Here is a 26,727-nt window from a genome sequence, read left to right as displayed (position 1 = left end):
TACGCAAGATACATACTATACATAACTTATTGGAGGTGGCTTGTAATGCCGAATATTCAAAAAAATAACATCCCTTTATTGCCACTCCGCGGAGTGATCGTTTATCCAACAATGGTTTTACATATAGACGTGGGTCGCGAGCGTTCAATTTATGCTCTTGAACAAGCAGTTTCTGAAAATAATGAAGTGTTTTTAGCTATGCAGCGGGATTTAGCGTTAGAAAACCCGGAAATGGATGACTTGCACCGTATTGGCACGTTGGCAAAAGTGAAATCTATGACGCAACTGCCGAATGGAACATACCGCGTCTTAATCGAAGGATTACACCGTGCTGAATGGTTTTCCTATCAAGAAGCTGATCTTTTTCCGATTGTAAATGTTATCGGTTATGATGAAAATTTGGAAAAAGATCCAGAGCTAGAAGCGTTGATGCGCACATTATTAGCGCAATTTACACGCTATGCAAAGAACAGTAAACGCATTTCTGATGAAACACTTAAAACGGCTTCAGAGATTCCCGATGCTGGACGCTTAGCGGATATGATCGCATCGAATCTTCCTTTAAAATTAGCAGCAAAACAAGAAGTGCTGGAAATGACGGATGTGCAAAAGCGTTTAAATTGGTTGATCACACGTATGTACAATGAACAAGAAATTATGGAGCTCGAACAAAAGATTAATGAACGTGTAAAAGAAGCGATGGAACGCACGCAAAAAGAATTTTATTTGCGTGAACAACTTAAAGCCATTCAAACCGAACTAGGTGACAAAGATGGGAAAGGTCTTGAAGTGGCGGAGTTAAGACGAAAAATGGAAGAAGCTACTATGCCTGAATCCGTTAAAGAAGCAGCTGAACGTGAGTTGGCTCGTTTCGAAAAGATTCCTGCTATTTCTGCGGAAAGTGGTATTATCCGAACGTATATTGAGTGGCTTATTACATTACCGTGGTCTGCAGCGACTGTAGATCAGTTGGATTTATCCAGGTCAGAAGCTATTTTAGATCGTGATCACGAAGGACTGGAAAACGTTAAAGAACGAATTTTGGAATTTCTCGCTGTGCGTCAAATGACTAAATCATTGCGTGGACCCATTCTTTGTTTAGACGGTCCGCCGGGTGTTGGTAAGACATCATTAGCCCGTTCAATTGCCGAATCACTTGGTCGCAATTTCGTTCGGGTTTCACTTGGCGGTGTGCGTGATGAATCTGAAATACGTGGTCATCGCCGTACATATATCGGTGCAATGCCCGGGCGTATTATTCAAAGTATGAAAAAAGCTGGTACAATTAATCCGGTATTTTTACTTGATGAAATTGATAAAATGTCCAATGATTTTCGTGGAGACCCTTCGTCTGCGATGCTCGAAGTATTAGATCCGGAACAAAATAGTACGTTTAGTGATCACTATATCGAAGAACCGTATGATTTATCGAATGTTTTATTTATTGCTACATCGAATGATTTAAGTGCGATTCCCGGACCGTTGCGTGACCGTATGGAAGTTATATCGATTCCAGGATATACAGAGCAAGAAAAACAGTCGATTGCGCTCCGTCATTTAATACCTAAACAATTAAAAGAACATGGATTGACGAAGTCTCAAGTACGGTTCCAGGAACAAGCTGTATTGGAGCTCGTTCGTTATTATACACGGGAAGCGGGCGTCCGTTCATTGGAACGACAAGTAGCAAGTATTTGCCGAAAAGCTGCACGTCAAATTCTTGCTAAAGACAAAAAAAGTCTGACTGTTAGTTCAAAAACATTGGAAACATTACTTGGTAAAAAGCGCTATCGATTCGGTCAAGCAGAAACTGTTAATCAGGTCGGTATGGCTACAGGTCTTGCGTACACGGCTGTCGGTGGTGATACCCTTCAAATAGAAGTTTCATTATCACCCGGAAAAGGAAAATTATTATTAACCGGAAAACTTGGTGATGTCATGAAAGAATCTGCACAGACTGCGTTATCCTATGTACGTTCAAAAGCTGTAGAATTTGGTATCGATCCCACTTTCCATGAGAAATGGGATATTCATATTCACGTTCCAGAAGGTGCCACACCTAAAGATGGACCTTCAGCGGGTATTACAATCGTCACTGCACTGGTTTCTGCTTTGACTGAACGTCCAGTGCGGCGAGAAGTAGGTATGACAGGAGAAGTGACACTGCGTGGACGTGTGTTACCAATTGGCGGATTGAAAGAAAAAACACTCAGTGCTCATCGTGCAGGCTTGCGCACTATTATTATTCCTAGTGACAACGAACGTGATGTAGATGATATACCAGATAGCATACGTGAAGAATTAACATTTAAACTAGTGTCGGATGCTGATGAAGTACTCGATATCGCTTTGGAGGAAAAGAAATGAAAGTCCATAATGTAGAGATGATTATGAGTGCTGTTCGACCGGAACAATATCCAACAGAAGGCTATCCTGAGTTTGCGTTGGCAGGTCGCTCGAACGTAGGTAAATCCTCATTTATCAATAAAATGATAGGTAGAAAAAGTTTGGCGCGCACGTCTTCCAAACCTGGTAAGACGCAGACGTTGAACTTTTATAAAATTGAAGAGCAACTATTTTTTGTCGATGTGCCAGGCTATGGATATGCAAAAGTTTCTAAAACGGAACGTGAGGCATGGGGAGGAATGATCGAGCGCTATATTACAGCTCGTGAAGAACTTCGTGCAGTCATTCAAATTGTCGATCTTCGTCATCCGCCTACTACTGATGACTGTATGATGTATGACTTTTTGTCGCATTATAATATTCCGACTATTGTCATCGCGACAAAAGCAGATAAAATTCCTAAAGGTAAATGGGAAAAGCATAAAAAGATTGTCCGTACTACGTTAAATATGCAAAAACATCATCCGCTAATCGCTTTTTCATCCGAATTGGGACTGGGGATGGAAGAAGCGTGGCGCGAGATTGAAAGCCGCATGTAATAAAGTAGTAGCAAAAAATCAAGTTTGACAAAAAAAGGCGACAAATGATGTTCACAATTTATATTCCGACCGGATCACTATGTATGCTATAATGATCGTACGAAAAGATTTTTGAAAGGTGTGAGCACCTAATGTATACAGTTGTTGTCGGTGTCAACCACCGAACCGCCCCTGTGGAAATTAGAGAAAAACTATCATTCGTTGAAACTGAATTGCCGCAAGCGATGCAAACATTGCAACAGCAAAAAAGCATCTTGGAGAATATTATTATTTCCACTTGTAACCGCACAGAAATTTATGCGGTAGTCGATCAGATTCATACAGGACGATATTATATAAAGCGATTCCTTGCAGATTGGTTTTCAATGCCAATTGAAGATTTTTCTACGCACTTAATTATTCATGAAGAAGATGGCGCGATCGAGCATTTATTACGTGTCGCAGCAGGCATTGATTCTATGGTACTCGGTGAAACTCAAATATTAGGACAAGTTCGCAGCAGTTTTTTAGCAGCTCAAGAAATCGGTACGACAGGTACGGTTTTCAACGAATTGTTTAAGCAAGCTATTACTACAGCGAAAAGAGCTCATACAGAAACTGCAATTGGTGAAAATGCTGTATCTGTCTCTTATGCCGCTGTGGAACTTGGAAAGAAAATTTTTGGCTCTTTAAAACATAAACATATTGCGATACTTGGTGCCGGTAAAATGGGCGAGCTAGCAGTCAAAAACTTGCAAGGAAGCGGTGTAGGTAAAATTACTGTGATTAACCGCACGTTCTCTAAAGCAGAGTTGTTAGCTGCAAAGTTTGATGGCGAAGCAAAATCGATGCAAGAGTTACAATGTCTATTGCTAGAGGCTGATATTTTAATCAGTTCAACAGGTTCTACAGATTACGTCATTGATTATGAATTGATGCAGTTTGTAGAAAAATTGCGTAAAGGAAAGCCTTTATTCTTAGTAGATATTGCAGTTCCGCGTGATTTGGATCCTAAAATTGGTGATTTGGCAAATATGTTCTTGTATGACATCGATGATTTACAAGGAATTGTAGAAGCGAATCTTGCAGAGCGTAAACGTGCTGCAGATGAGATCGGTTTAATGATTGAAAGTGAAGTCGTTGCTTTTAAAGATTGGTTATCAACACTTGGTGTAGTTCCTATGATTTCTGCATTGCGCAAAAAAGCGAGCCGAATCCAAAGTGAAACGATGCTGAGTATTGAAAACAAGATGCCGGATTTAACAGATCGGGAAAAGAAAGTCCTTAACAAGCATACGAAATCGATCATTAATCAATTGCTGAAAGAGCCTATTTTACAAGCGAAAGAACTGTCTACTGACAATAAAGCAAATGAAAAACTAGCTCTTTTCGAACAAATTTTTGGTATTGCTGAAGAAGTTGTTGAAGAAAAAGAACAATTAGCACTTCAGGCAAAAGAACGTCTTCAGAAACGCGCAAATGAAAAAAAAGAACAACGTAACGCAAACGAATTAAATTACTTGTACTAATTCTCTGGTGGTTCTGTATCTGCTCTTTCACAAGAACGATACAGACCTCTTTTTTTGCGTGATTTTGAGTATGCTACATGGGGTTCCGTTCATAGGATCCGTCCGATCGCTCCTAGCAAAAGCTCATGCGCTCATAACACACGTCTAAGCGCACTCAAAAGAATAGCTTCTCCAAAAAGACATGCTCTTTAAGATAAACTTCTAACTATAGATGCAATTATTTGCAGGAAGGCACGTACATTTGAGACAATGTAGAAGGTCAAGCCCGACACGTAAAAAAGAGAGAGTTACGCTCGAAAGGCAGAGAATAACTTATGGTGGAATTGACAATGGCAAGACTTCAGGAATTTATGATTGTCCTCTACGCCTTAGGTCTTGTTTTTTATCTAATAGATTATTTTAAAAAACAAAAAGCTATGCAACGTATTGCATTTTGGCTAATTGTTACGGTATGGGTAACACAAACTGCTATCTTGTCGTTGTATATCATCGAAATGAAGCGGTTTCCGGTATTATCGCTAGTCGAAGGTATTTATTTTTATGTCTGGTTGCTAGTCACATTATCCATCGTGTTCCAACTGATTTATCAAGTAAATTTCATGGTCTTCTTTACAAATATCATTGGATTCGGATTTTTAATGATTCACGTATTTTCAAACTTAAAATACTCAGCATCCACAGTCGGAGACTCACTTATTTCTGAAGTATTATTTATACACATTACGACAGCGATCCTCTCATACGCGGTGTTTGCCTTAGCATTTGTCTTTGCAGTCTTGTATTTACTTGTTTATAAAGTGTTGAAAAAGAAAAAATGGACAAAACGATTCTCCAGCCTACCCAACTTACATCAAACAATGATGGGTATGAAGATGTCTATTTATACAGGGATTCCTATTTTATTCGTCAGTTTATTATTCGGTGTTCAATGGGCCTATGTAGCACTTTCTGAATGGTCTGTGTGGGATGTTAAGATTATGGGTTCGTTTGCGGTATTACTAATCTATACATCTGTAGTGTATTTCAACTACAAAGGTAAATTGCAATCAATGGAATTTGCCTGGATGACAATTTTTGCATTTCTTTTGACTGTCGTTAATTTCTTTTTAGGCAGTACGCTGTCTGAATTTCATTTATGGATATAAGGAAGGAAGAGTATAGTGAGAAAAATTATTGTAGGTTCACGTAGAAGTAAATTAGCACTAACACAAACGAATTGGTTTATTGAACAGATGAAACAAGCAGGAGCACCATTTGAATTTGAAGTAAAAGAAATCGTAACAAAAGGCGACCAAATTCTGGACGTTATGTTATCAAAAGTAGGCGGTAAAGGATTATTCGTGAAAGAAATCCAACAGGCACTCTTTGATAAGGAAATTGATTTTGCAGTACATAGTATGAAAGATATGCCTGCTGAAATTCCTGCAGGATTAACTGTAGGCTGTATTCCAAAACGTGTCGATCCACGTGATGCATATATCGCCAATGATCATGTTCGCTTCATGGATTTACCTATTGGTGCAGTCGTTGGAACATCTAGCTTGCGCCGTAGTTCCCAGTTATTAATGTTGCGTCCGGATCTTGAGATTAAATGGATTCGAGGGAATATCGATACCCGTCTACGTAAAATGCGTGACGGCGAATATGATGCAATCATTTTAGCGGCTGCTGGGCTGAAACGTATGGGATGGGACGACGATATTGTGACAGAACACTTATCTCTTGATGATTGTATTCCAGCGGTTGGACAAGGCGCTTTAGCAATTGAGTGCCGTGAAGATGACAAAGAATTACTAGACGAACTTGCTAAGTTGACAGACCAAAATACTTGGATAGAGCTGCAGGCTGAACGTACATTCCTCAATGAAATGGATGGTTCATGTCAAGTGCCAATCGCAGGATTCGCAACATTTGATGGAAATGAAGTGGAGCTGACTGGTTTCATTGCGTCTCCAGATGCAATTGAAGTATTCCGTGAAACCATGAAAGGAACTGATCCGGTTGCCGTTGGTAAAGAAGTGAGTAAGCTTCTACGCGACCAAGGAGCCGCTGAAGTTATAAAGAAAGTGAAGGCGGAAATGGATGCGTAAGAAGTTACCGTTAGCAGGGGAAACGGTCATTTTTACTGGAACGCCAAAATCTCAGGAAGCCGCAGATTTAGTTAAATCATATGGCGGTACCCCGATTTCAATTCCTTTGATCGAAGTGGAGGAAGTAGTAAAGCAAGCAGATCTGCAAAAGCTTCGTCAAGCGATGAAAGCGGATTGGCTCATATTTACGAGTCAATCAGCCGTCGCCGCGTTCCGTGCCAAAATGGTCCGTTATGAAATATCAGCGAGTATCTTTAAAGGCAAGGTGGCGGCTGTCGGTACAAGAACAGCTGCTGCACTTGATAGGCTTGGTTTTACTGTGTCGTTTATTCCTAGCGTTTTTAGTGCGGATGTATTCGTCAAACAGTTTAAGCCGAAAGAGTCTGAAAGGTTGCATGTTGTTTTTCTAAAAGGTTCGCTTGCGGGTAGTTTGATTAGGGAGCAACTCCCTTTTCATGTATCGGAGTGGACAGTATATGAAACAAAAAGTGCCACGAGTGAAATAGATAAATTGATCAGACAAATTAAGCACAAAGATCAAGTGTCTGTGTTATTCGCCAGTCCGTCAGCAGTTGAAGTATTTTCTTCACGCATTACGCCGAAAACGAGCTGGAGTGGTTTTACCATATGCGCCATCGGTCATGTGACAGAACGTGCTTTGTTAAAAGCCGGTGCGCCTGTACATGTCAAACCTGAGACATATACATTAGTCGAGCTAGTCCATGCACTGGCTAAACGAAAGGAAGAGTTGATATGAAACCAGTAGAATTTAAGCGTCACCGCAGACTTCGTTCCAATGCAAATGTACGCGCAATGGTTAGGGAGACAGAGGTTAAAGCAGCGGATTTCATCTATCCTATCTTTGTAACAGAAGGTGAAAACATTCGTAATCCCATTGGTTCGATGCCTGGTATCGACCAATTTTCTATCGATCAATTATTAGCAGAGACAGATGAAGTGGTTGCTCTCGGCATTCCTTCCATTATTCTATTTGGTGTACCGACTGAAAAGGATGCACTTGGAACGGGTGCTTATAGCGATGAGGGAATTATTCAACGAGCCACACGAGCGGTAAAGGATCGTCACCCTGATCTACTCGTATTGGCGGATACGTGCTTATGTGAATATACAGACCACGGTCATTGTGGAGTAGTCCACGATGAGGACGTTGATAATGACGAAAGTCTCGTATTGCTTGCCAAAACAGCAGTGAGTCAAGCGCGTGCAGGAGCGGACATTATTGCCCCTTCAAATATGATGGATGGCTTTGTAGCGGTTATTCGCCAAGCGCTTGACGAAAATGGCTTCAAGCATATTCCGATTATGTCTTATGCAGTGAAGTATGCATCCGCTTATTACGGCCCATTCCGTGAAGCAGCAGGTTCTACACCGCAATTTGGCGATCGCAAAACATATCAAATGGATCCGGCGAACCGTATGGAAGCAATGCGCGAAGCAGAGTCCGATATTCTTGAGGGGGCCGACTTCCTAATCGTCAAGCCGGCATTATCTTATTTAGATATTATTCGCGATGTGAAAAACCATGTATTATTACCGGTTGTTGCGTACAATGTAAGTGGCGAATATGCAATGGTGAAAGCAGCGGCACTAAATGGATGGGTTGATGAAAAGAAAATTGTTCTAGAGACATTAACGAGTATGAAGCGTGCAGGCGCAGATATTATTATGACTTATCATGCAAAAGACGCTGCTCGCTGGCTGGAGGAGAACTAATTGGGAAATAATTATTCAAAGTCAAAACAAGCATTCGAACAAGCAGTAGAACTAATGCCAGGTGGTGTAAATTCACCTGTACGTGCGTTTAAATCGGTTAATATGGATCCGATCTTTATGGAAAGTGGTAAAGGTGCGATTATTAAAGATATTGATGGCAATGAATATATTGACTATGTATTATCATGGGGGCCTCTCATTTTAGGACATACTCATCCCGACGTTGTAGCGGCGATTCAGAAAGTTGCTGAGACAGGCACTAGCTTTGGAGCGCCAACTTTACTCGAGAATGAATTGGCTGAACTCGTCATTGACCGTGTGCCATCCATTGAGATGGTTCGTATGGTGTCATCAGGTACAGAGGCGACGATGAGTGCACTTCGTTTGGCTCGTGGCTATACGAAGCGTAATAAAATTTTGAAATTCGAAGGATGCTATCATGGTCATGCCGATTCATTGCTTATTAAAGCGGGTTCTGGTGTGGCGACATTAGGTTTACCGGATAGCCCGGGTGTACCGGAATCGATAGCTAAAAATACAATTACAGTTGCTTACAATGATTTGGCAAGCGTGAAAGAAGCGTTTAAGCAATTTGGAGACGATTTGGCAGCTGTAATCGTCGAGCCAGTCGCTGGAAACATGGGTGTTGTCGGCCCAGATCATGGTTTCTTGCAAGGGTTACGAGAGATAACAGAAGATAATGGTACGTTATTGATCTTTGATGAAGTGATGACTGGATTCCGTGTAGGCTATAAGTGTGCACAAGGTCATTTCGGTATTAAGCCCGACCTTACTTGTCTTGGTAAAGTCATTGGCGGGGGACTTCCTGTTGGAGCGTACGGTGGGAAACGTGAGATTATGGAACATGTCGCGCCTGCAGGAACAGTATATCAGGCAGGTACACTTTCAGGGAATCCTCTCGCTATGACAGCGGGTATTGAAACGTTGAAAAAGTTAACGCCAAAATCCTATGAACGTTTTATTAAATTAGGTGATCAGTTAGAAGCAGGTTTCCGTGCGGCGGCAACAGCTAATAATATTCCTCACACAGTCAACCGTGCAGGTTCTATGATCGGATTCTTCTTCACAAATGAACGCGTCAATAACTACGATAAAGCTAAGACATCTGATTTGGAACTCTTCGCAGAATATTACCGTCTTATGGCAGAGGAAGGTATCTTCTTACCACCTTCGCAATTTGAAGGAATGTTCTTATCAGCAGCACATACTGAAGAGCATATTGCAAAAACAGTCGAAGCATTCCATACTGTCTTTGCAAAACTAAAAAGATAAGTAGTTGGTACTGTCCAAGCATTCTCTTACATGACAATGCAAAAAATCATTCATTCTTCTTTGCAGTGTTTAATTGTTTCCACACTATAGAGTTGTCCAGAAAGTCAGACAAACATGACTTTCGGACAACTTTTTTTGATTCTAAACATTTCATGCCTTTCATATAATAGCCTGAGTTAAAAAAAGGAGTGAAGTAGATTGACTACACATCAATGGACTGTACAAGAAACGTTTTATTTCCCAGCTGAATATGGAGCATTTACTGAAGCAACAGAATGTAAAGTGACACCTGGATTTACTGAAGAACGAACGGAAGATGCGATTCTTCTGCAAGGTATTTATCATATCGCCGCAAATGTGGTGTTTGATGAAGATAAGCCAGTGGTAGAATCTGTGGATGAACGTCTAGTCATCGAGGATGTAGAAGTACAAAATGGTAAAGGATACTTTGAATATGCCGTACCGTTACATGTAGACTTACCACCTGAACACGACGGAGTTCTAGAATTACATGTAAAAGACGTGGTAGCGACTGCGGAAGATGGAGGTGTCTGCCTAAAATGGACGGTACATTTGCAGGAAGTCAAGACGCAGGAGGAAGTGATAGCTGCGGAACCAGTAGTGGAAGAGAAAGTCATTTTGGAATCTACTTCCCATATGGAGTTTCTCGCGAATGCAGATCGTGCGGTAGAAAATGTGCAATCAGAAAAGGAAGACTTTCTCTTATACATCGCCACGCTAGATGACGATGTGACGAGAAAGATCTTCCATTCAAATAATGTTTTTGTGGAAACAGAAAGCTAAACAAGCAAGTAAGCAGAATAACAAAAAGTCTCCTGTAGTCGGCACGATCAGTAGACGTATCAATTGAAATACGGTAAGCGGTAAAATACAACCTTTACAATAAAACCGAGTTCTTCGTAGCCATGGTGGCAACAAATAAGGATTATATCCTTTTCGCACAATACACCATCCTTTCGTTACTATGGAAGAAAAGCTTGACGGAGCTAGCATTCTTCACCTATAATAATGGGTGATTAGAATACTATGCGACGAGTAGGTAAGTACATGTGAACAGTTTTCTCAAGAGAGGGTACGATAGGTGAGACGTACCCGGAAACGACATATGGAAAGTCCCCTATGAGCAGTTTCTGTGAACTACAGTAGCAGAGACCGGTGAAAACCGTTACCCATTCATGAAGATGTATGCTATTTTAGCGTTCATAAATAAAGGTGGTACCACGAGCTCCTTCGTCCTTTACCCAGGATGATTGGAGCTTTTTGTATCCCTTTTTTTACCTGAAGGAGGAAATGAAATGACTGATGAATTAACAATGCCAACGAAATACGATCCGCAAGCCGTAGAGAATGGTCGCTACGACTGGTGGTTGCAAGGGAAGTACTTTGAGTCAGATGTTAAAAGTGAGAAAGAGCCGTATACAATTGTAATTCCGCCACCAAATGTCACTGGTAAATTGCATTTAGGTCATGCGTGGGATACTACATTACAAGATATGCTCATCCGTATGAAGCGTATGCAAGGATACGACGCATTATGGTTGCCTGGAATGGATCATGCGGGTATCGCCACACAAGCCAAAGTAGAAGAAAAATTGCGTTCTGAAGGCAAGACACGCTATGATTTAGGGCGCGAAAAATTCGTCGAAGAGACTTGGAAATGGAAAGAAGAATATGCAAGTCATATCCGTGCACAATGGGCAAAATTAGGGTTGGCACTGGATTATTCGCAGGAACGTTTCACTTTAGATGAAGGATTATCAAAAGCAGTACGAGAAGTGTTCGTGAAATTGTATAAGAAAAAATTAATCTATCGCGGAGAATATATTATAAACTGGGATCCAGCAACTAAAACAGCATTATCTGACATTGAAGTGATTCATAAAGATGTACAGGGTGCATTCTATCATATGCGTTATCCATTGACAGATGGTACTGGTTCTATTGAAATTGCGACGACACGTCCAGAAACGATGCTAGGTGATACAGCAGTTGCTGTTCATCCTGAAGATGAGCGATACAAACATTTAATCGGAAAAATGGTTAAATTACCAATTGTTGATCGTGAAATTCCTATTATTGCAGACGATTACGTAGAAATGGACTTTGGTAGTGGTGCAGTGAAAATTACACCAGCACATGACCCAAATGACTTTGAAGTTGGAAATCGTCACAATTTACCACGAGTACTTGTCATGAACGAAGACGGCTCCATGAATAAATTAGCAGGTAAATATGAAGGTATGGACCGTTTCGAATGTCGTAAACAAATCGTTAAAGATCTGCAAGAGATGAACGTGCTATTCGAAATTGAAGACCATATGCATTCGGTAGGACATTCGGAACGAAGCGGTGCAGTTGTGGAACCTTATCTTTCTACGCAATGGTTTGTCAATATGCAACCACTTGCTGAGCAAGCGATCAATCTGCAGAAAAACGAAGAAGAAAAAGTGAATTTTGTTCCAGAACGCTTTGAGAAAACGTATCTTGGTTGGATGGAAAATGTTCATGACTGGTGTATATCTCGTCAATTATGGTGGGGTCATCGTATTCCTGCTTGGTATCATAATACAACAGGTGAAATTTATGTTGGACAAGAAGCTCCTGCAGATGAAGAAAATTGGACACAAGATAAAGATGTTCTCGACACGTGGTTCTCGTCCGCTTTATGGCCATTTTCCACAATGGGATGGCCTGATGTAGAAAGCCCAGAGTTCAAGAAATACTATCCGAACGACACGCTTGTTACAGGATATGATATCATCTTCTTTTGGGTGTCACGCATGATTTTCCAAGCATTAGAATTCACAGAAGAACGTCCATTTAAAGATGTGTTAATCCATGGACTGGTACGTGCTGAAGACGGCCGCAAAATGTCCAAGTCTCTCGGTAACGGTGTAGACCCAATGGACGTCATCGATCAGTATGGTGCAGATGCATTACGTTATTTCTTAGCGACAGGTTCTTCACCTGGTCAGGATTTACGATATTCAACAGAAAAAGTAGAAGCGATCTGGAACTTTGCTAATAAAATTTGGAATGCATCCCGCTTCGCTTTGATGAATATGGATGGCATGAAATATGCCGAAATTGATTTAACAGGCGACAAGTCGGTTGCGGATGCATGGATCTTAACTCGTCTAAATGAAACGATTGAACAAGTAACAAGTCTTGCGGATCGTTATGAATTCGGTGAAATGGGTCGTGCATTATACAACTTCATCTGGGATGATTTCTGTGATTGGTATATTGAGATGGCGAAATTGCCATTGTATGGTGATGATGAAGCAGCGAAGAAGATGACGCGTTCAGTGCTTGCTTATGTTTTAGACAACACTATGCGCTTATTACATCCACTTATGCCATTCATCACAGAAGAGATTTGGCAGAACTTACCGCATGAAGGTGAGTCGATCACAGTTGCGAAATGGCCTGAAGTGGATGCGCAGTTAATGGATAAATCGCGTGCGACACATATGAAGCTATTAATGGATATTATTAAAGCTGTACGTACAATTCGTGCAGAAGTAAATACACCGATGAGCCGCAAAGTCGATTTGTATATTTCTGCAAAGGATGATGCAACAGTCGCTATTCTCGAGAAAAATCGCCAGTATCTAGAACGTTTCTGTAATCCGGAGACATTGACAATCGGTGTGCAAGTAAATGCACCAGGTAAGACAATGTCAGCAGTTGTGACAGGGGCAGAATTATTTTTGCCGCTAGAAGGCTTACTAGATATTGATGAAGAACTTGCTCGATTAACAAAAGAATTGGGCAAATGGCAAGGTGAAGTAAAGCGCGTGCAGGGGAAACTTTCCAACGAACGCTTTACTGCAAAAGCACCTGCTGCAGTTGTAGAAGAAGAACGTGCGAAGGAACAAGATTATTTAGAGAAGTATGCAGCTGTTGAACGTCGTATTGCTGAGTTGAAAGAAATTTAATAACTGGAAATTGAAATTTAATTGTGCATGAAGGGTTCGTTTACCTTCATGCATTTTTATTTGAAATTCACTGTTATAATAAAAAGTATAGCTTGCAGAAGTGAAACGTTTCTATAACGTAACCGTTTAATGAAAAAGGGCTGAATTTTATATTCTCTCTAGGTAGGCGATAAAAATAAGCGAGCGACTTCGTTTAGTGAAATGTAGTAATGATAACGATTGGATGGAGTGAAGCGGACTTGGAGTGTCATGCGGCTTGCGCTTCCAGACGATACGCTTTCCGGAGGGGAGCGTCCGGTTTCTCTCGGGATAATCCTAACACGTACACTCATTTTACGCACTACACAGGAAGAGTCACTTATCCCGATCCAATTTCTGAACGAACACGAACTGACTTAAGGATACAACCCCAAGGATTTTTCTTCAATTGTATATGAAAGGAATGGTAGCATGTTTTCAAATGAACAATTATCGGCACTTATCCAAGGTGAAATTATCGGAAGAGGATATCCTTATAATACACAGGATGAAACAGAAATAGAGTCTCATATTAGACGATTATTCCATAGGATCGAACGCATACCGAACGTAATGTGTGAAGCGGAATGGAATCACTTCGGCAGTGGATATGCTTCATTCATCGAATTTTTTTGCTATCGAAAAGAAGATCGAGTGATCGTGGAAGAACACGGCATCCAGCATATAACGATAGATGGGATCATGATAGATATTTCACGTCTTGCGCCGGTCGCTATATTTGGAGAAGATGAAAGAGTGAAAAAAGTGCGGGTTGAAACGGCTGAAGAAGTGAGTAGTGGCCACGGGACAATTCTTGACGGAACTCATCGATTGAAGGTCAGTAAAAAACTTCAACCTCTTGCCAATGATGTATCGAAAGCATTGAATGAATATGACTATCAACTATTGGCGAGTAAAGATATGATGCAACCGTTACCATTTCAAGCAAACATCCCAACCGTTTATCGTCCCGCAAGACAATACATAGTAATGGACGCTATTTTTTATTGGGAAGACTAATGTGCTTCAAAATATGAAGTCGATGATGTGTTAAAAAGTGTTTGCAGCAATTCATGAATACATGACTTTGTGCAAACACTTTTTCTGTTTATACCCACAATGTTTCGCCGATCATTAATTTTTTCTTTACTGATTCTGCCAAACTCCTTCTATTCCATTCTGCGTCCAGTCTGTCAATTGCCTCCGATCCTGTATCATCCGCTAAATGATAGGTTCCATAATGCATCGGAATTAATGTACTTCCTTTTAACTCGATAAATGCTTGAATCGCCTCTTCAGGAGTTAAGTGACTCTCCTGCATAAACCATTCGGGCTCATAGGCTCCAATAGGCATCAATACCGTCTGGATAGAAAACTTCTCGGAAATTTCTTTGAATCCACGGAAATAGCCTGTATCTCCGACAAAGTAAATAGAATCATTAGGGCTTTCCAAAATCCAGCCACCCCAATGCGAAGTATTCGTATCTGTCAATGTGCGCTTCGTCCAATGTTGTGCCGGAACGAAAGTGAAAGTCAATTCATCCACGATAAACGAATCATACCACTCACTTTCTATAACTTTTTTATATCCGCGCCACTTGAACGAACGTCCTAGACCAATAGGAACAAAAAATGTTGGATCTCCTGGTAATCGTTTTATGGTAGCGAAGTCAAGGTGATCATAGTGTCCATGAGAAATAAAGACATAATCGATGGGTGGTAATTTAGCCAATGGAATGCCAGGTTCGGTGAGTCGTTTTTGAAATCCCATTCGTTTCGCCCAAACAGGATCTGTAATCATATTCAGTCCGTTCATTTGTATCAAAAACGTAGAATGACCGATCCAGGTGATGGATGTGGCGGAACGATTAGCATGGAGCTGTTCAATTTCCTTAGTAGGTGCTTCTTTTATGAGAATACTCAAGTCCTTCTTTTTTTGTTTACGTTCTTGCTGCCATTGAAGCATATCTTTCATCGTTTTATGTGTGTCTACGGAATCTAAGTTCGTATAACGATGCTTCACTTTCATAAAACCCCCTTATATTCAAAGAAATTGGTAATAGAAACCATTCTGTGTATCGTACCATAGTAATGTACCATGAGAGCGATTTGGAATGCGTGTCTGCAAGCTCATATACGATTCCTCCTGCTCTATTTTCATCATAAAGATAAATAACTAACGTAGCAACAAACGAACCACTGAGTTTCAAATGTCCTAAGTAAAAATGAAATACATGAGAAAATCAATTTTACCTTTAAAACAAATTCTCGATCAAGAAGCAGCAATCAATGAGGCGAGATGGAGGGAAGAAGAAGCTGAGGAACGAGGGATGAAGAAAGGAATAGAAAAGGGAATAGAACAAGGAATAGAACAAACTGTGCGGAGGACGTTAAAGAAAAATATATCTATTGAAACAATTGCAGAAATTATGGAATTGCCTATGGAGCGAATAAGACAGATAAAGGAACAGAAGGAATGATAAGAAAACAGATAGAGTCGGACTGCTTAGAAAGTCAGTGATAGATGATTTTCGTTGGCAGTCCTTTTGGTAGTGTTTCTATTACGTATGTTTCTGTAACTGCTCTTTCACGTATGTTAACAGTTTTTTCGTTACAGAAAAGTCATGTGTTACATATAATGAGCGAGCGCCTACTGGATCTTCAATTTCATTTAATAACCAGCCGCCAGTTGTAGGAAGTATAAAGTCAATTCCAATATAGTCACTCGAAATTGCCCGGGCAATCATTTGTACTTGTCTAGTTTGCTCGTCGTCTAGCGTATACTTTTCTACTGTACCGCCAAGTGTGTAGTTAGATTTAAACGAATCTTTCATGCCTATACGCTTAACGGCACCGAGTACTTCTTCCCCCAGCATGAATACACGCACATCCGTCGCTCCCGATTCAATGAACGGCTGAACAATTAAGTTTTTTGGATCAAATTGCTTTAAAACATCATCAACTTGCTCATCCGTCTTACATAAGAATACTTCGCTGCCGCCATGACCATCACGCGTTTTTAATACTAAGGGAACTGTAGGCAGTTGATGGTCTGTGCGAGTAGTAGGGACAGTAGGGATTCCGAGCATCATGGCCAATTCAAATGTACGTAATTTATCATTAGCAATTGCTTGTACACTGGCACGATTAATTAACCGATAGCCAGTATTCTCTAGTTGTGAAGCTAATTTAGAATTTCGGTCTCGGAATAAGATGAAATCAGCACGTTCAGTAGGGGGTTCATATAGCACTTCTAAGTCAATTCCTACAGAAGTCGATGTTTTTAGTAAATCATCAATAAATGCCTGATTACGTGTCGCTTCATCTGCTGTGTAATAAATATATCCTTTCATCCTAGCTTCTCCAGTATGTAGGCAATCATTGCATCTGCTACATTAATTCCTGTGACGTTTAATAGATTGCGTATATGCGCTGCGCCATTCACTTCACAAACTAGCGGCTGGTCGTCCGGTCCAAACAGCAAATCGACTCCTGCGAATTGTGCACCAACTGCTTTAGCTGCTTCCAGTGCAAGTGTTTCTTGAGCAGTTGTTAGTTCTACCACTTCGGCAACCCCTCCGTTTGTAATATTCGCACGGAAATCTGTTTCTGAATGGCGATACATAGCGGCGATGATTTGATCTCCTACAATATTTACACGAATGTCTCGGCCTCTGCTCGTTTCGATAAACTCTTGAAAGACATAATCGACTCCTCGCAATTCATTCACCTTGTTATCAAACGCTTCTTTCGTCTCGATTAAATATACTTTCATGCCGAATGAGCCATGTCCTTCTTTAATAATTAACGGTAAGCCGAGTGTTTCTAGCACTCGTTCATAGTAACCATGACCCTCAATCGAAAAGTTCGGATACACTTTTGGCGCTACGATCGTTTTTGGCATAGCGACGTCGTGTTTTGCTAATTCTATATACTGTTTCGCTTTATTGTCGCATGTTTCAATAACTTTAGGATCGTTGAAGACAGGAATCCCTTGTTGTTTCAAATAGCGCGCGAGTAATGTGTCTTTATCGAGAAAGACGATAAAATCTGGGGCATCTTTTATCGGCGTTTGTACATCCATTACAATTTCATAGTTTTTTATAATCATTGCTTGCACTCCTGCGCGTTCAGCAGCTTCCGCAACAAGTCGTGCCTGATCTACAAATTTATCACTCGTTAAACTTCCATTATAAATAATCCAACAACTTTTCAATCCACACGCCACCTTTGCTATACTAGACCTATATCTTAATATTAGCACAGGAGGAATTCCTTTGATTCCAAAATTAGAAGAATATAAAAAACAATTTGATATAGAAAGTGACGATGCGATTATACCAGGACTGGACGCGATAGAAGAAGCGCTTGCCGCTGTGTTAAATCCAGAGAAAGATCTCCGCATTATTCATGTGGCGGGGACGAACGGTAAAGGCTCTACTATTGCGGTCATGGAAGCTGTGTTACGCGCGCATGGTTTTACAACGGGTGTCTTTTCTTCACCGGCAATTCTCGATATACACGACCAAATCCGTATCAATGGGCAGCCGATCAAACCGGATGAATTGGCTTATGTTTTTGAAGAAATGGAAGCAGCAGGATTAAGCGGACTGCTGACAGACTTCGAATTACTAACAGTTGCTGCATTTTTAGCGTTTCGTAACGCGGCTCCTGATTATATCTTGTTAGAAACTGGGATGGGCGGCAAATTCGACAGTACGAATGTCGTCACGCCGTTAGTTTCCGTCATCACGTCCATTGCGCTCGATCATACCGGGTTTCTCGGTGACACAATAGAAAGAATCACTTCCCATAAAGCAGGCATCATCAAGCCTCATATTCCAGTCGTCATAGGGGATGTGACAGATGAAGCAAGAGACGTCATTATCGCGCAGGCCAAACAAACAAAAAGTCTCGTGCGTGTATACGGAGAAAATTTTTATATGGAAGTAGGAGACGTAGAAACGTACAGAGGAATGTCAACGTTTGAATTGCCGACACGCCAGATGAAAGGTCCTCATCAAGCAATCAACCACGCAGTCGCGCTAGAAGCATTATCTCTCGCGGGCGTGCCGTTAAAGCAACGGGAAGTCGCTCGGGCGATCGCTGCTGTTCAATTGCCGTACCGATTCCAAAAGATTGCTGAAAACGTCTATATCGACGGTGCACACAATCCAGCAGCCGCCGCGATGTTAGTACGCACGATAGAAGAACAATTTCCAGGAGAGAAAGTAGACTGGATTGTAGGAATGTTGAACACGAAAGATTATGAAAAGACTCTAAAGATTCTTACACCGCTAGCAAATAGCTTCACTTTCGTTGACTTTCCACATCCACAAGCAGCGAAAGCCCAAGACTTACAGGCGGTTTGTCCAGTAGAGAATAGCTGCATATTATCTTCTCGCGATATCGAACTTACTGCGCAACAGACAGTGCATGTAATCGTCGGTTCGTTGTATTTGCTCAATGATTTATTGCATGAAAACTGAATAGAAAGTAGAAAAACCTCACGAACACAAGAGTTGCTAAACTCGGTTCGTGAGGTTCTGTTATTTTTTGACGTTGGATATCTCCCGTTCTCTTTCAACAGCGGGGTCTATTTTTGTAATGATCGGCTCAGGCTTGCTCAGCTTCAGGAAGTTCTCGATGATCTCTGTGTCGTAAGTGACTTGGAGTCTTGAAGGTTTGTTGTGCTGATTGGCAACAGACTCATATGTTCCGTTTGTAAAGGCTCTTCCGCGGATGGCGTTAAAAACAATCCGTTTTGCCGATACACCGCCTTCAATTTTCATATTAGAACCAGTTCCATACATCTCGATATTCCCTTGGCTGTAGAAGAATCCTTTAATCAAACTAGGAGTATCACTATTAGCGGAAATGTTAGACATCGAAATATCTCCCGTCGCAAAAATAATGACCGTTCCAGTTTTCCCACCGCCTAAATTTTTGCCTTCAAGTGAAGAAAAACGAATACTAACATTGCCGTTGACGTAGATTAATGTGTTTCCTTTCAATTCAGCATTCCGCATCGTTAAATCTCCATCAACATAAATCGGACCGTCCAGCGTAATTTTATCTTTTGGATTATATTCCGCTTCACGATTGCTGCCAAATAATCCAATATCAACAGATCCGCCTATATAAAAGCCGTCTTTAAACGTATGATCGCCGCTAGTAATTTTAACATTTCCATTGGATGCAAGTTTTCCAAAATAATTTGTGTTTTTTAAAGTAAAAGAGCCGTAGTGTGTATCTTCATAACAAGTATTTTTCCCACATTTATATGATTTGGTTCCAGTGGGCACGACCTGACCTGTATTTCTATATCCGGAAAACGTGGAACTACTAAAGCCTGGTGTATTATTGTAAACATTTATAACAGAAGGGGAGGCATAATCATAATAATAATTCGACTTCTGCGTTGTAATCCCGATATTAGGAGACAGCTGTTCTCTTACGACGATTCGTGGGGCTGTATTCGCTCCAAAAAGAGACGCAACGTCCGTTCTCTGTATATACTGATTGGCGGGAAAAAGATTGCGATTAATATGAGTCGTGTAAATACTCTGACTCAGCGTCTGTATATTGATAGAATACATATTTTTTCCCAATACTAATTTGGATGATTTAGCACCAGGCAGAGGAAGGGCTCGCGGCAAAACGCTCGGAACCCATGAATATCCCGCAACACCGCTATCTTTCACAAGTAAATTGCCATCTACTTTTATGTCTCCGATAATTTCAGAACCCCCATGCAAATATAAATTTCCTTCACCATTTTGCGGATTAGCTGAAGAAATATTTGTGCCAACCGCATATTTCATCGTTTCAGGAAAAGCTTCTGCACCCATTTCGACGGTTTTGTTCAATTGCTTCTTTTTCGTATCGACTGTTCCTACACTTGCAAAGCTGACGATTTTCCGTAGTTCGTTTAGTGTACCGTCTTCAGCCGTTATCGGAATCGGCTCTTTATCGATACACACATCATATGCACCGTTTGCTGTACTGGATTTGATGTGTGTGTTCGTACAGCGATAGCGGTTTAATGTACTCGTCAAAACATGTTTAAATTGATCGGCAGATAAACCGTTATTGCCGAGACTTTGCGTCAATTCGGCATTGATGTCTGCGATGATCCGCTCCATCCCTTTCTCCGCTTGGGCTACCGCCTGCGTATCATCTGCACGGTATTCATTTCGTTTAATCCCTTCTGCAGATAAGCCGAGCATCGTCAATCCTAGGATACTGAAAAGGATGAGAATCATAATCGTCAAAAGGAGTGCGTAGCCACGTTCATTGCGTAGATGGCTCATTCATCATCATCTCCTTTCTTCGTTTTCAAATCATCGATCGTCCGCACGACATTGACGAAAGTCATTTCTTTCGGACGATCACCAGCCATTTTTAAACGAAGAACGATTTCATACTGACCCGGTTCTGGTTGGCTGATTTCAGAAGGAAGCACGCTAATATCAGGATCGAAAAGTAGCTGTTTTTTGTTGGCGATCCACACTTCGTTTTTAATAAAACCGGTTTTTTCCCCTGTATTAGTTTGAATGTAATAGTTTTCTGTATTTTTAGCAGGAAAGCGCAGTTCGCTAATTTCCGATTCTTTCATCGTATAAACTGTGCGGATGAACGAACTCATTATAACGTCTGCTTCGTTACGCAAACTTGTTTCAATTTGAATATTATTCGATGCGCGGATGCCGTTCATCAAAATAGAAAAGGCGAATGTAGTAATGACGCCGATTAATGCCAATGTCGCAAGAAGTTCGACTAGCGTTAGTCCACGTTGGTTGCGTATATTATTCATAGCCGCTCACATACCCTTCTACCGAATAGACTTTCTTCTTTGCTTCATCTTTAATCGTGACGACGATATTGATTAATTTACTGTTTTTCTCGCTGGCATTTTGTGAAGCAGTGATTTCTGTATAGTACGTTTTATCGTTCAACGTAAGTAAATAAAGTGGACGACAATTTTGTGGTTTACAGTTGATATACGTATACGTAAAGGCTCCGTCTTTGGTCGGCTTATGCAAATATGGTGGATTAAGAGAAGCCTGTTCCAAATAACCGAACGGATCTACTTGCAGGCGGTCAAGAGTAGCTTCTGCGAGTTGAATCATCACCAGCTTATCGACATTCATAACAGAGGTTTTTTTAGCTGTAATGAGCATAGGGAAAAAGCTTAGTAATATAATACTGATGATAACTAATGAAGCAATTACTTCCACTAGTGTAAAGCCTTCTTCTTGTCGCATTTCCACCACTCCTCGTTACATACCGTGTACCTCTTTTATACTAATATACCTATTTATCTAGTATCTATAAACATAGTAACATAATATAGCGAAATAATTGAAACTTTACACATAGGAATATGAATTTAATTTGTATATTTTAGTGATTTAGTAGGTTATAATAAATTTAATAAATAAAAAAATTTAAACAAGTAAAACTTTATACCTAAAAATGATGAAGAGGAATGTTGATTTTTCAATTAAATGAAGAAAGTTAGAATTAAATGAATAGAACTTATATTATTTTGACAAAATAATAAAGTGTCGCCCATGTGTAAATAACAAAACCAAAAAATAAGTAAGAGAAAACCACTATGTTATTTTACTGCTATATACTTTTGGCATTTAACTGATCTTATTTTCACACAAAAAACAGACTTATATTTGTAAAAGATAATTCCTGTCAGACTATATTTTTTCTTTATAGAAAACTTAAATTTTATCTTAATAAACTTTACTTACAGCGGCTTTTAATGAGACAATAGCCTTAACGAAGAATGAATTATATAGTGTTATTTTTAATAGAAGGTATTAAGTTTGATATGGACTAGTAAAATATAACGAGAGTAAGAAATAGGTAAGGAGAGGGTGTTATGGTAGGGAGAAGTGAAGAAGGAATGTCGCTTGTTGAGGTTTTGGCAGCTTTGTTTATCTTAGGCATAGTGTTTATAAGTTTCATGACAATCTTCCCTCAGATGATCAGTGTGAATGAACGGACAGAAACGAAGTTACAAACTATGAATATAGCAAAGACAGAGCTAGTGGAATTAAAAGACGATACTAGTGATAATTTAAAAGCAGAAAATAAATCAAAATCAAGCACAGGTCCGGGAGATTTTGAAACGTATACGTATTCGAAACCAAGTGGAGTGATTGTAGAAATAGATTGCTATAACGTAGGTAACGAAACATGTAGCGGTGTAGGTAGTGATCCTGCCGTACGCCAAGAAGAGTTATATAAAATTCATATTAAAATTAAAAAAAATGAGAATATAATAAGTGAAACATTTGGTTATTTAGAACTGAAGTGAAGGAGGGATCATATGTTAAGAAATGAAAAAGGTATGACAGTAGTCGAACTGCTTGCAACTCTCCTTCTTGTCACTTTCGTATCAGGAATCATTTGGACAACGATTTCAATAGCAACGAAATTTAATATAGGGGAAACTTCCACTTTACGATTGCAACAAGAAGCGAATTATATTATTTCAGAGCTACAACAGATTCATCGAAACTGCGAAAAATACAGCTTAACAATAACTGCAAATATAGTAGAAGTATCGGCATGTGTAGACGATACGGGTGCACCTATGAACGAATATAATGGTGTGATCAGTGACCGATTTACGTATGAAAGCAGCTGGAGAAGTGAAGAAAATCCAATAGAGCCGACAAAAGCAGGCGGTGATTTGGTGTTGGAAAATTTTGCTGTAGTTGACCCTTCAAATAGTAATAGAGAAGTTAAAGTTTCCACTACTATTTCTCGTTTCAAAATTAAAGAGGAAGATAAAGCAGGAGTAAGTGAAGAAGGGAGCTGACGTGATGAACTATATAAAGAACGAAAAAGGTTTCGCTTTAATCATCGTGTTATTTGCTATAGTATTTATTACAGCGATCACAGCTGTCTTTATGCGGGGGGCGCTTGGCAATCGTGTGCAAGAAACGACTGTTGATGAAAATAATTTAGTAGTCGTTGCTGCAGAGGCGGGTGTGGATTATTATACTTGGTATTTGAAAGAAATATATGATAAAGACAAATTAGATGTGGAATTCAGAAGATTAGAACAAAAAGAGTTAGACAAGCAAGTAGCTGGCGGAGACACTATTGATTATCCTGAAATTCAAAAAGCGATTGTAAGAGAATTTTTAATTGAGTTGGTTCACCGTAAAGACTTGTTGTTAGAAGAAGAGGCCATAGAGTTAGGTAATCACCAATATAGACACAAACTAGTAGATGCAAAGATTTTGCCTGGTTATGATATTGTAGATGATAAAGGAAATATATTCGTTACTGTAAGAGGGGAAGTAGAAGGTGAACTGCCTTCGAGCTTCAAAGGTCAAGAGAAAAAGGATACACTTACATTTGAATACACATATATATTCCCGGAAATTAAAGTTGCAAGCGATACTTCAAATTCTGACACAAATACTTCTGAACCACCTAAAACGAGCATTGTAGTCATGCCAACGTTAAAAGAGCCAAAGCCAGTTGCAATTCCGCAAAATGCTATAGACATGGGGAAGCCGAAACCAAAATGTACACCTGTAAACAAGAAAATAGATGCTCAAAAATGTAATAATTCTAGTATTGATGAAGCGAGTTACAGCATAACAAATTCTCATGTATTTTTAGATGGTATAGTAAATTCGTGGGGTACTGTATTTATAGAAAAGTCTTTAGTAAATATAAATAATGATTTCACACCAGCAACATTAAAATTAAATGGTATAGAACTGATTGTAGCAGGGAAGATTGGGAAAGGGTATAGTGGATCTTCGGAAATTGAAAATTCAATTATACGCACTAATAGTTATGATGTTAGTGGTCAGGTGAATTTTAATAAAACAGATTTGAAAGTCATTACTAACTACCATTCAGGCGGAGCGAGTTTCAAAAATTCTACTTTAGAAGTAGCTGGAAAACTAGATACGGGTGGGGGTCTTTTCTATGTTGAAGGATCTAATGTAAAGATTTTTGGAAATGCTGATACACATAATGGTTCTACTATTAAGGGTTCTGTAATAAGTATTGATGGTAACTTTATGCATACTTCCAAACCTCTTGATGCGGAAAATTCCGATATTTTCGTTAAGGGTGATGTCACTACTACTAACCACTCTAAATTAGACCAAGTAAATATGAATGTCCTTGGAGGCTTTTTAGTAAATGGTCCATTAACATTGTCAAAAACAAATTTAAATGTAGAAAAAGTTTTGAAGTTAACTAATGGCGGTACTTTAAACAATAGTTTAGTCAACGCGAAAGGCATTACTATTACAACTCCATTCACTTTGAACGGTTCTATTATGAGTGCAGACTATATAACAACGACTAATCATATGACCATCAATAACTCTGAAATTTGTGTTGGGAATTTTACTACGAATGGTTTGACGATCGATAGTAATAGTAAAATATACTATTCTGGTACGTCTAATCATAATGCGAGTTTAAATGATCGATTTGTTAAACTTTCAAAAGAAGATTTTACTGCGAAATGTGGGGTAAGCAAAGGGCAAGGTTCTCAAGGGACTACGGAACCAAATGAACCCCACGCTGTAGATTGGCAATTACCTGTCCTTGACAAAGTAATTTACTAATTTACGAATTGAATTAGAAAGAGTGATGCGAATAATGAAACAAAAACTACAAAAAATTAGTCTCTCCCTAGGTGCATTGTTGCTCTTGCTTGGTGTCGTGTTCACCCAGCAAGCATACGCGGGAGACGGGTTGTTTTCGAATTTCAAACGTTTTGATAAACATACGTATGTCGGTCCATTTCCTTTAGCAAAGAAGAACCGTAAGCAGGCAAAATCGGAACTTACTAGCAAGTTCGCGGAGTTGGAGCAGACGACTGCAGTTCAGTTGATTATTCAAGACTTTAACATTGATTTGCCGACGGAAGTGATAACATTCGATGTAGACGCCACGGTAGACCAAGCAGTATCTGGAAAAGAGAATTCGCTCGTGGCGTCGGTTTCCAGAGAAGGATTGCGCACTGTGCTCAAGCAGAATTTCAGTTCGCTTAGCTTCAATGATGAGGAAATCGAGAACATCTCTTCTCAAATAGAATCCCAATTGCGTACCGGAATTATGCCACAACATATATATTTAGCTCAAATAATTCCAGATATATATAATCAAGCGCAAACAATTGCCTCTGCTTCGTATGCGACGAATGAAATATCGCAAGGGCTGCGTTTATTGATCAATGATTTGAACGAGTTTGAGATTGAACCGAACTCTACGTTTTCTTTTCAAGAGTTTGTAAGTGATAAAGAGTCCGTTGTGGCTATTGATCAAGATCTATCTATTATGGCGTCGCTATTGTATGAGTCCGCGTTACAGACGAACTGGGTAATTGATGAACGTAGTATTGGAAATGAGTTGACAGTAGGTGTAGAACCTGGCTTTGAAGCGGTTGTGAATCGCAAGCTAGATTTGGATTTGCAATTCACAAACCCTAATCAAACTATGTTCACGTTACGAGCAGAATGGAAAAACTCTCAAATTACTCTTTCAATAGAAGGATTGCCGTTTGTGCATACGTATCAGCCCCAAGTAGAGAGCTTGCGGACGTATAATCCGAAAACAGTCGTGCAGTATAGTGCGTTTGCTTCTTCTAGTAAGTCTAAAAGGATTGATAAAGGGAAACAAGCGATGGAAGTAAAGGTTATGCGCAGCGTGTTGTTAAATGGCTCTCTACAAGACTATGAAGATATTTCAGTAGACTTCTATTTACCGAAGTCAAAAATAGAACGACGTGATTTAATACGTCCAGAACCGCCAGTAGAACCGCCGGCAGATGATTCAAATACAGGTTCTGGTTCGAATACAAATTCTGGCTCAACTACAGACGGTGGTAACTCTAACTCTGGAACATCTCAAGGGAATTCTTCTACAAATGGGTCAGGCACATCGTCTGGATCGACGGGTACAGATGGAAACGGTTCATCGTCCAATACCAGCAATTCAGGAAAACCTGGAAGCTCCACTGGAAATAATTCTACGAACGGAAGCAGTTCGGGTACAAATGGCGGAAATTCTACAGGAACCACGAAACCGTCCGGCAATCAAAACAAAGATGATGTGTATTTCGATAAAGGTGGCAACCCCGTAGATAAAAACGGCAATCCACTTGCATCGTAAA

The 26,727-nt window shown here is 40.0% G+C and carries 23 protein-coding genes and 1 other annotated feature; of the genes, 17 read left to right on the top strand and 6 right to left on the bottom strand.

The features are described from left to right. Window positions 1–45: 45 nt before the first annotated feature. The 11 genes from lon to DV702_RS05995 all read left to right on the top strand — a co-directional run bounded on the left by lon (window position 46) and on the right by DV702_RS05995 (window position 14,570). On the top strand, window positions 46–2,367 hold the full coding sequence (gene lon / locus DV702_RS06050; RefSeq protein ID WP_114923952.1) for an endopeptidase La: 2,322 nt from the start codon (window positions 46–48) through the stop codon (window positions 2,365–2,367). Beyond that, window positions 2,364–2,945 carry a ribosome biogenesis GTP-binding protein YihA/YsxC gene (yihA, locus tag DV702_RS06045; RefSeq protein WP_114923951.1) on the top strand — a complete coding sequence of 194 codons (582 nt, stop codon included), beginning with the start codon at window positions 2,364–2,366 and terminating at the stop codon, window positions 2,943–2,945. Before lon ends, yihA begins: the two co-directional genes overlap by 4 nt. Before the next feature lie 131 nt (window positions 2,946–3,076). Then, complete coding sequence (hemA, locus tag DV702_RS06040) at window positions 3,077–4,453, top strand: glutamyl-tRNA reductase (RefSeq protein WP_114923950.1); 1,377 nt, start codon at window positions 3,077–3,079, stop codon at window positions 4,451–4,453. Between the two features lie 314 nt (window positions 4,454–4,767). Then, window positions 4,768–5,598 carry a cytochrome c biogenesis protein CcsA gene (ccsA, locus tag DV702_RS06035; protein ID WP_114923949.1) on the top strand — a complete coding sequence of 277 codons (831 nt, stop codon included), beginning with the start codon at window positions 4,768–4,770 and terminating at the stop codon, window positions 5,596–5,598. Between the two features lie 15 nt (window positions 5,599–5,613). Beyond that, entirely contained in the window at window positions 5,614–6,543 is a 930-nt protein-coding gene (hemC, locus tag DV702_RS06030) for a hydroxymethylbilane synthase (protein ID WP_114923948.1), read from the top strand. Further along, window positions 6,536–7,300, top strand: coding sequence for a uroporphyrinogen-III synthase (locus DV702_RS06025; RefSeq protein ID WP_114923947.1), 765 nt, complete (start codon window positions 6,536–6,538; stop codon window positions 7,298–7,300). Before hemC ends, DV702_RS06025 begins: the two co-directional genes overlap by 8 nt. Then, the gene (hemB, locus tag DV702_RS06020) at window positions 7,297–8,277 is read left to right on the top strand and encodes a porphobilinogen synthase (protein ID WP_114923946.1); all 981 of its coding nucleotides are present in this window, start codon (window positions 7,297–7,299) and stop codon (window positions 8,275–8,277) included. Before DV702_RS06025 ends, hemB begins: the two co-directional genes overlap by 4 nt. 54 nt (window positions 8,278–8,331) lie before the next feature. Beyond that, window positions 8,332–9,570, top strand: coding sequence for a glutamate-1-semialdehyde 2,1-aminomutase (gene hemL, locus DV702_RS06015; RefSeq protein WP_240315722.1), 1,239 nt, complete (start codon window positions 8,332–8,334; stop codon window positions 9,568–9,570). 198 nt (window positions 9,571–9,768) lie between these two features. Then, window positions 9,769–10,374 (top strand): hypothetical protein, encoded by a 606-nt coding sequence (locus DV702_RS06010; protein WP_114923944.1) that lies wholly within the window; start codon window positions 9,769–9,771, stop codon window positions 10,372–10,374. 239 nt (window positions 10,375–10,613) lie between these two features. Further along, window positions 10,614–10,832: a binding site (T-box leader), on the top strand. 54 nt (window positions 10,833–10,886) lie between these two features. Further along, entirely contained in the window at window positions 10,887–13,532 is a 2,646-nt protein-coding gene (locus DV702_RS06000) for a valine--tRNA ligase (RefSeq protein WP_114923942.1), read from the top strand. Between the two features lie 450 nt (window positions 13,533–13,982). Further along, window positions 13,983–14,570 carry a hypothetical protein gene (locus DV702_RS05995; protein WP_114923941.1) on the top strand — a complete coding sequence of 196 codons (588 nt, stop codon included), beginning with the start codon at window positions 13,983–13,985 and terminating at the stop codon, window positions 14,568–14,570. Window positions 14,571–14,658: 88 nt separating this feature from the next. Here the strand turns inward: DV702_RS05995 and DV702_RS05990 are convergent, their stop codons facing one another. Then, complete coding sequence (locus tag DV702_RS05990; protein ID WP_114923940.1) at window positions 14,659–15,579, bottom strand: MBL fold metallo-hydrolase; 921 nt, start codon at window positions 15,577–15,579, stop codon at window positions 14,659–14,661. A gap of 205 nt (window positions 15,580–15,784) precedes the next feature. Between DV702_RS05990 and DV702_RS05985 the strand changes: the two genes are divergently transcribed. After that, the gene (locus DV702_RS05985) at window positions 15,785–16,030 is read left to right on the top strand and encodes a hypothetical protein (protein ID WP_114923939.1); all 246 of its coding nucleotides are present in this window, start codon (window positions 15,785–15,787) and stop codon (window positions 16,028–16,030) included. Between the two features lie 81 nt (window positions 16,031–16,111). Here DV702_RS05985 and DV702_RS05980 read toward each other — a convergent pair whose 3' ends face one another. Together DV702_RS05980 and DV702_RS05975 are read right to left on the bottom strand one after the other, a co-directional pair. Beyond that, window positions 16,112–16,903, bottom strand: coding sequence for an ATP-grasp domain-containing protein (locus tag DV702_RS05980; protein ID WP_114923938.1), 792 nt, complete (start codon window positions 16,901–16,903; stop codon window positions 16,112–16,114). Beyond that, on the bottom strand, window positions 16,900–17,766 hold the full coding sequence (locus DV702_RS05975) for an ATP-grasp domain-containing protein (RefSeq protein WP_114923937.1): 867 nt from the start codon (window positions 17,764–17,766) through the stop codon (window positions 16,900–16,902). Before DV702_RS05975 ends, DV702_RS05980 begins: the two co-directional genes overlap by 4 nt. A 61-nt stretch (window positions 17,767–17,827) precedes the next feature. On the opposite strand from DV702_RS05975, the gene DV702_RS05970 reads away from it, so the two are divergent. Further along, window positions 17,828–19,039 carry a bifunctional folylpolyglutamate synthase/dihydrofolate synthase gene (locus DV702_RS05970; protein WP_162805736.1) on the top strand — a complete coding sequence of 404 codons (1,212 nt, stop codon included), beginning with the start codon at window positions 17,828–17,830 and terminating at the stop codon, window positions 19,037–19,039. A 60-nt stretch (window positions 19,040–19,099) separates the two neighbouring features. Here DV702_RS05970 and DV702_RS05965 read toward each other — a convergent pair whose 3' ends face one another. Genes DV702_RS05965 through DV702_RS05955 form a run of 3 tightly spaced genes read right to left on the bottom strand, consistent with a single transcriptional unit; the run spans window position 19,100 to window position 21,817 of the window. Next, a complete protein-coding gene (locus DV702_RS05965) occupies window positions 19,100–20,863 on the bottom strand; it encodes a hypothetical protein (RefSeq protein WP_114923935.1) in 1,764 nt (587 codons plus the stop codon). Then, window positions 20,860–21,366 (bottom strand): type II secretion system protein, encoded by a 507-nt coding sequence (locus DV702_RS05960; RefSeq protein WP_114923934.1) that lies wholly within the window; start codon window positions 21,364–21,366, stop codon window positions 20,860–20,862. The genes DV702_RS05965 and DV702_RS05960 overlap by 4 nt, the downstream gene beginning before the upstream one ends. Next, window positions 21,359–21,817, bottom strand: a complete 459-nt coding sequence (locus DV702_RS05955; RefSeq protein WP_114923933.1) for a type IV pilus modification PilV family protein — start codon at window positions 21,815–21,817, stop codon at window positions 21,359–21,361. Before DV702_RS05955 ends, DV702_RS05960 begins: the two co-directional genes overlap by 8 nt. A 632-nt stretch (window positions 21,818–22,449) precedes the next feature. Between DV702_RS05955 and DV702_RS05950 the strand changes: the two genes are divergently transcribed. The 4 genes from DV702_RS05950 to DV702_RS05935 are packed head-to-tail and all read left to right on the top strand — an operon-like array spanning window position 22,450 to window position 26,726. After that, complete coding sequence (locus DV702_RS05950) at window positions 22,450–22,887, top strand: type IV pilus modification PilV family protein (RefSeq protein ID WP_114923932.1); 438 nt, start codon at window positions 22,450–22,452, stop codon at window positions 22,885–22,887. A gap of 12 nt (window positions 22,888–22,899) precedes the next feature. After that, window positions 22,900–23,394, top strand: coding sequence for a hypothetical protein (locus tag DV702_RS05945; RefSeq protein ID WP_114923931.1), 495 nt, complete (start codon window positions 22,900–22,902; stop codon window positions 23,392–23,394). A gap of 1 nt (window position 23,395) precedes the next feature. Continuing rightward, entirely contained in the window at window positions 23,396–25,177 is a 1,782-nt protein-coding gene (locus tag DV702_RS05940) for a hypothetical protein (protein ID WP_114923930.1), read from the top strand. A gap of 34 nt (window positions 25,178–25,211) precedes the next feature. Beyond that, complete coding sequence (locus DV702_RS05935; protein WP_162805734.1) at window positions 25,212–26,726, top strand: VanW family protein; 1,515 nt, start codon at window positions 25,212–25,214, stop codon at window positions 26,724–26,726. Window position 26,727: the final 1 nt, after the last annotated feature.

This window comes from Sporosarcina sp. PTS2304 (assembly GCF_003351785.1).
Lineage (GTDB): Bacteria > Bacillota > Bacilli > Bacillales_A > Planococcaceae > Sporosarcina.
This window is presented reverse-complemented; position numbering and strand designations above follow the sequence as displayed.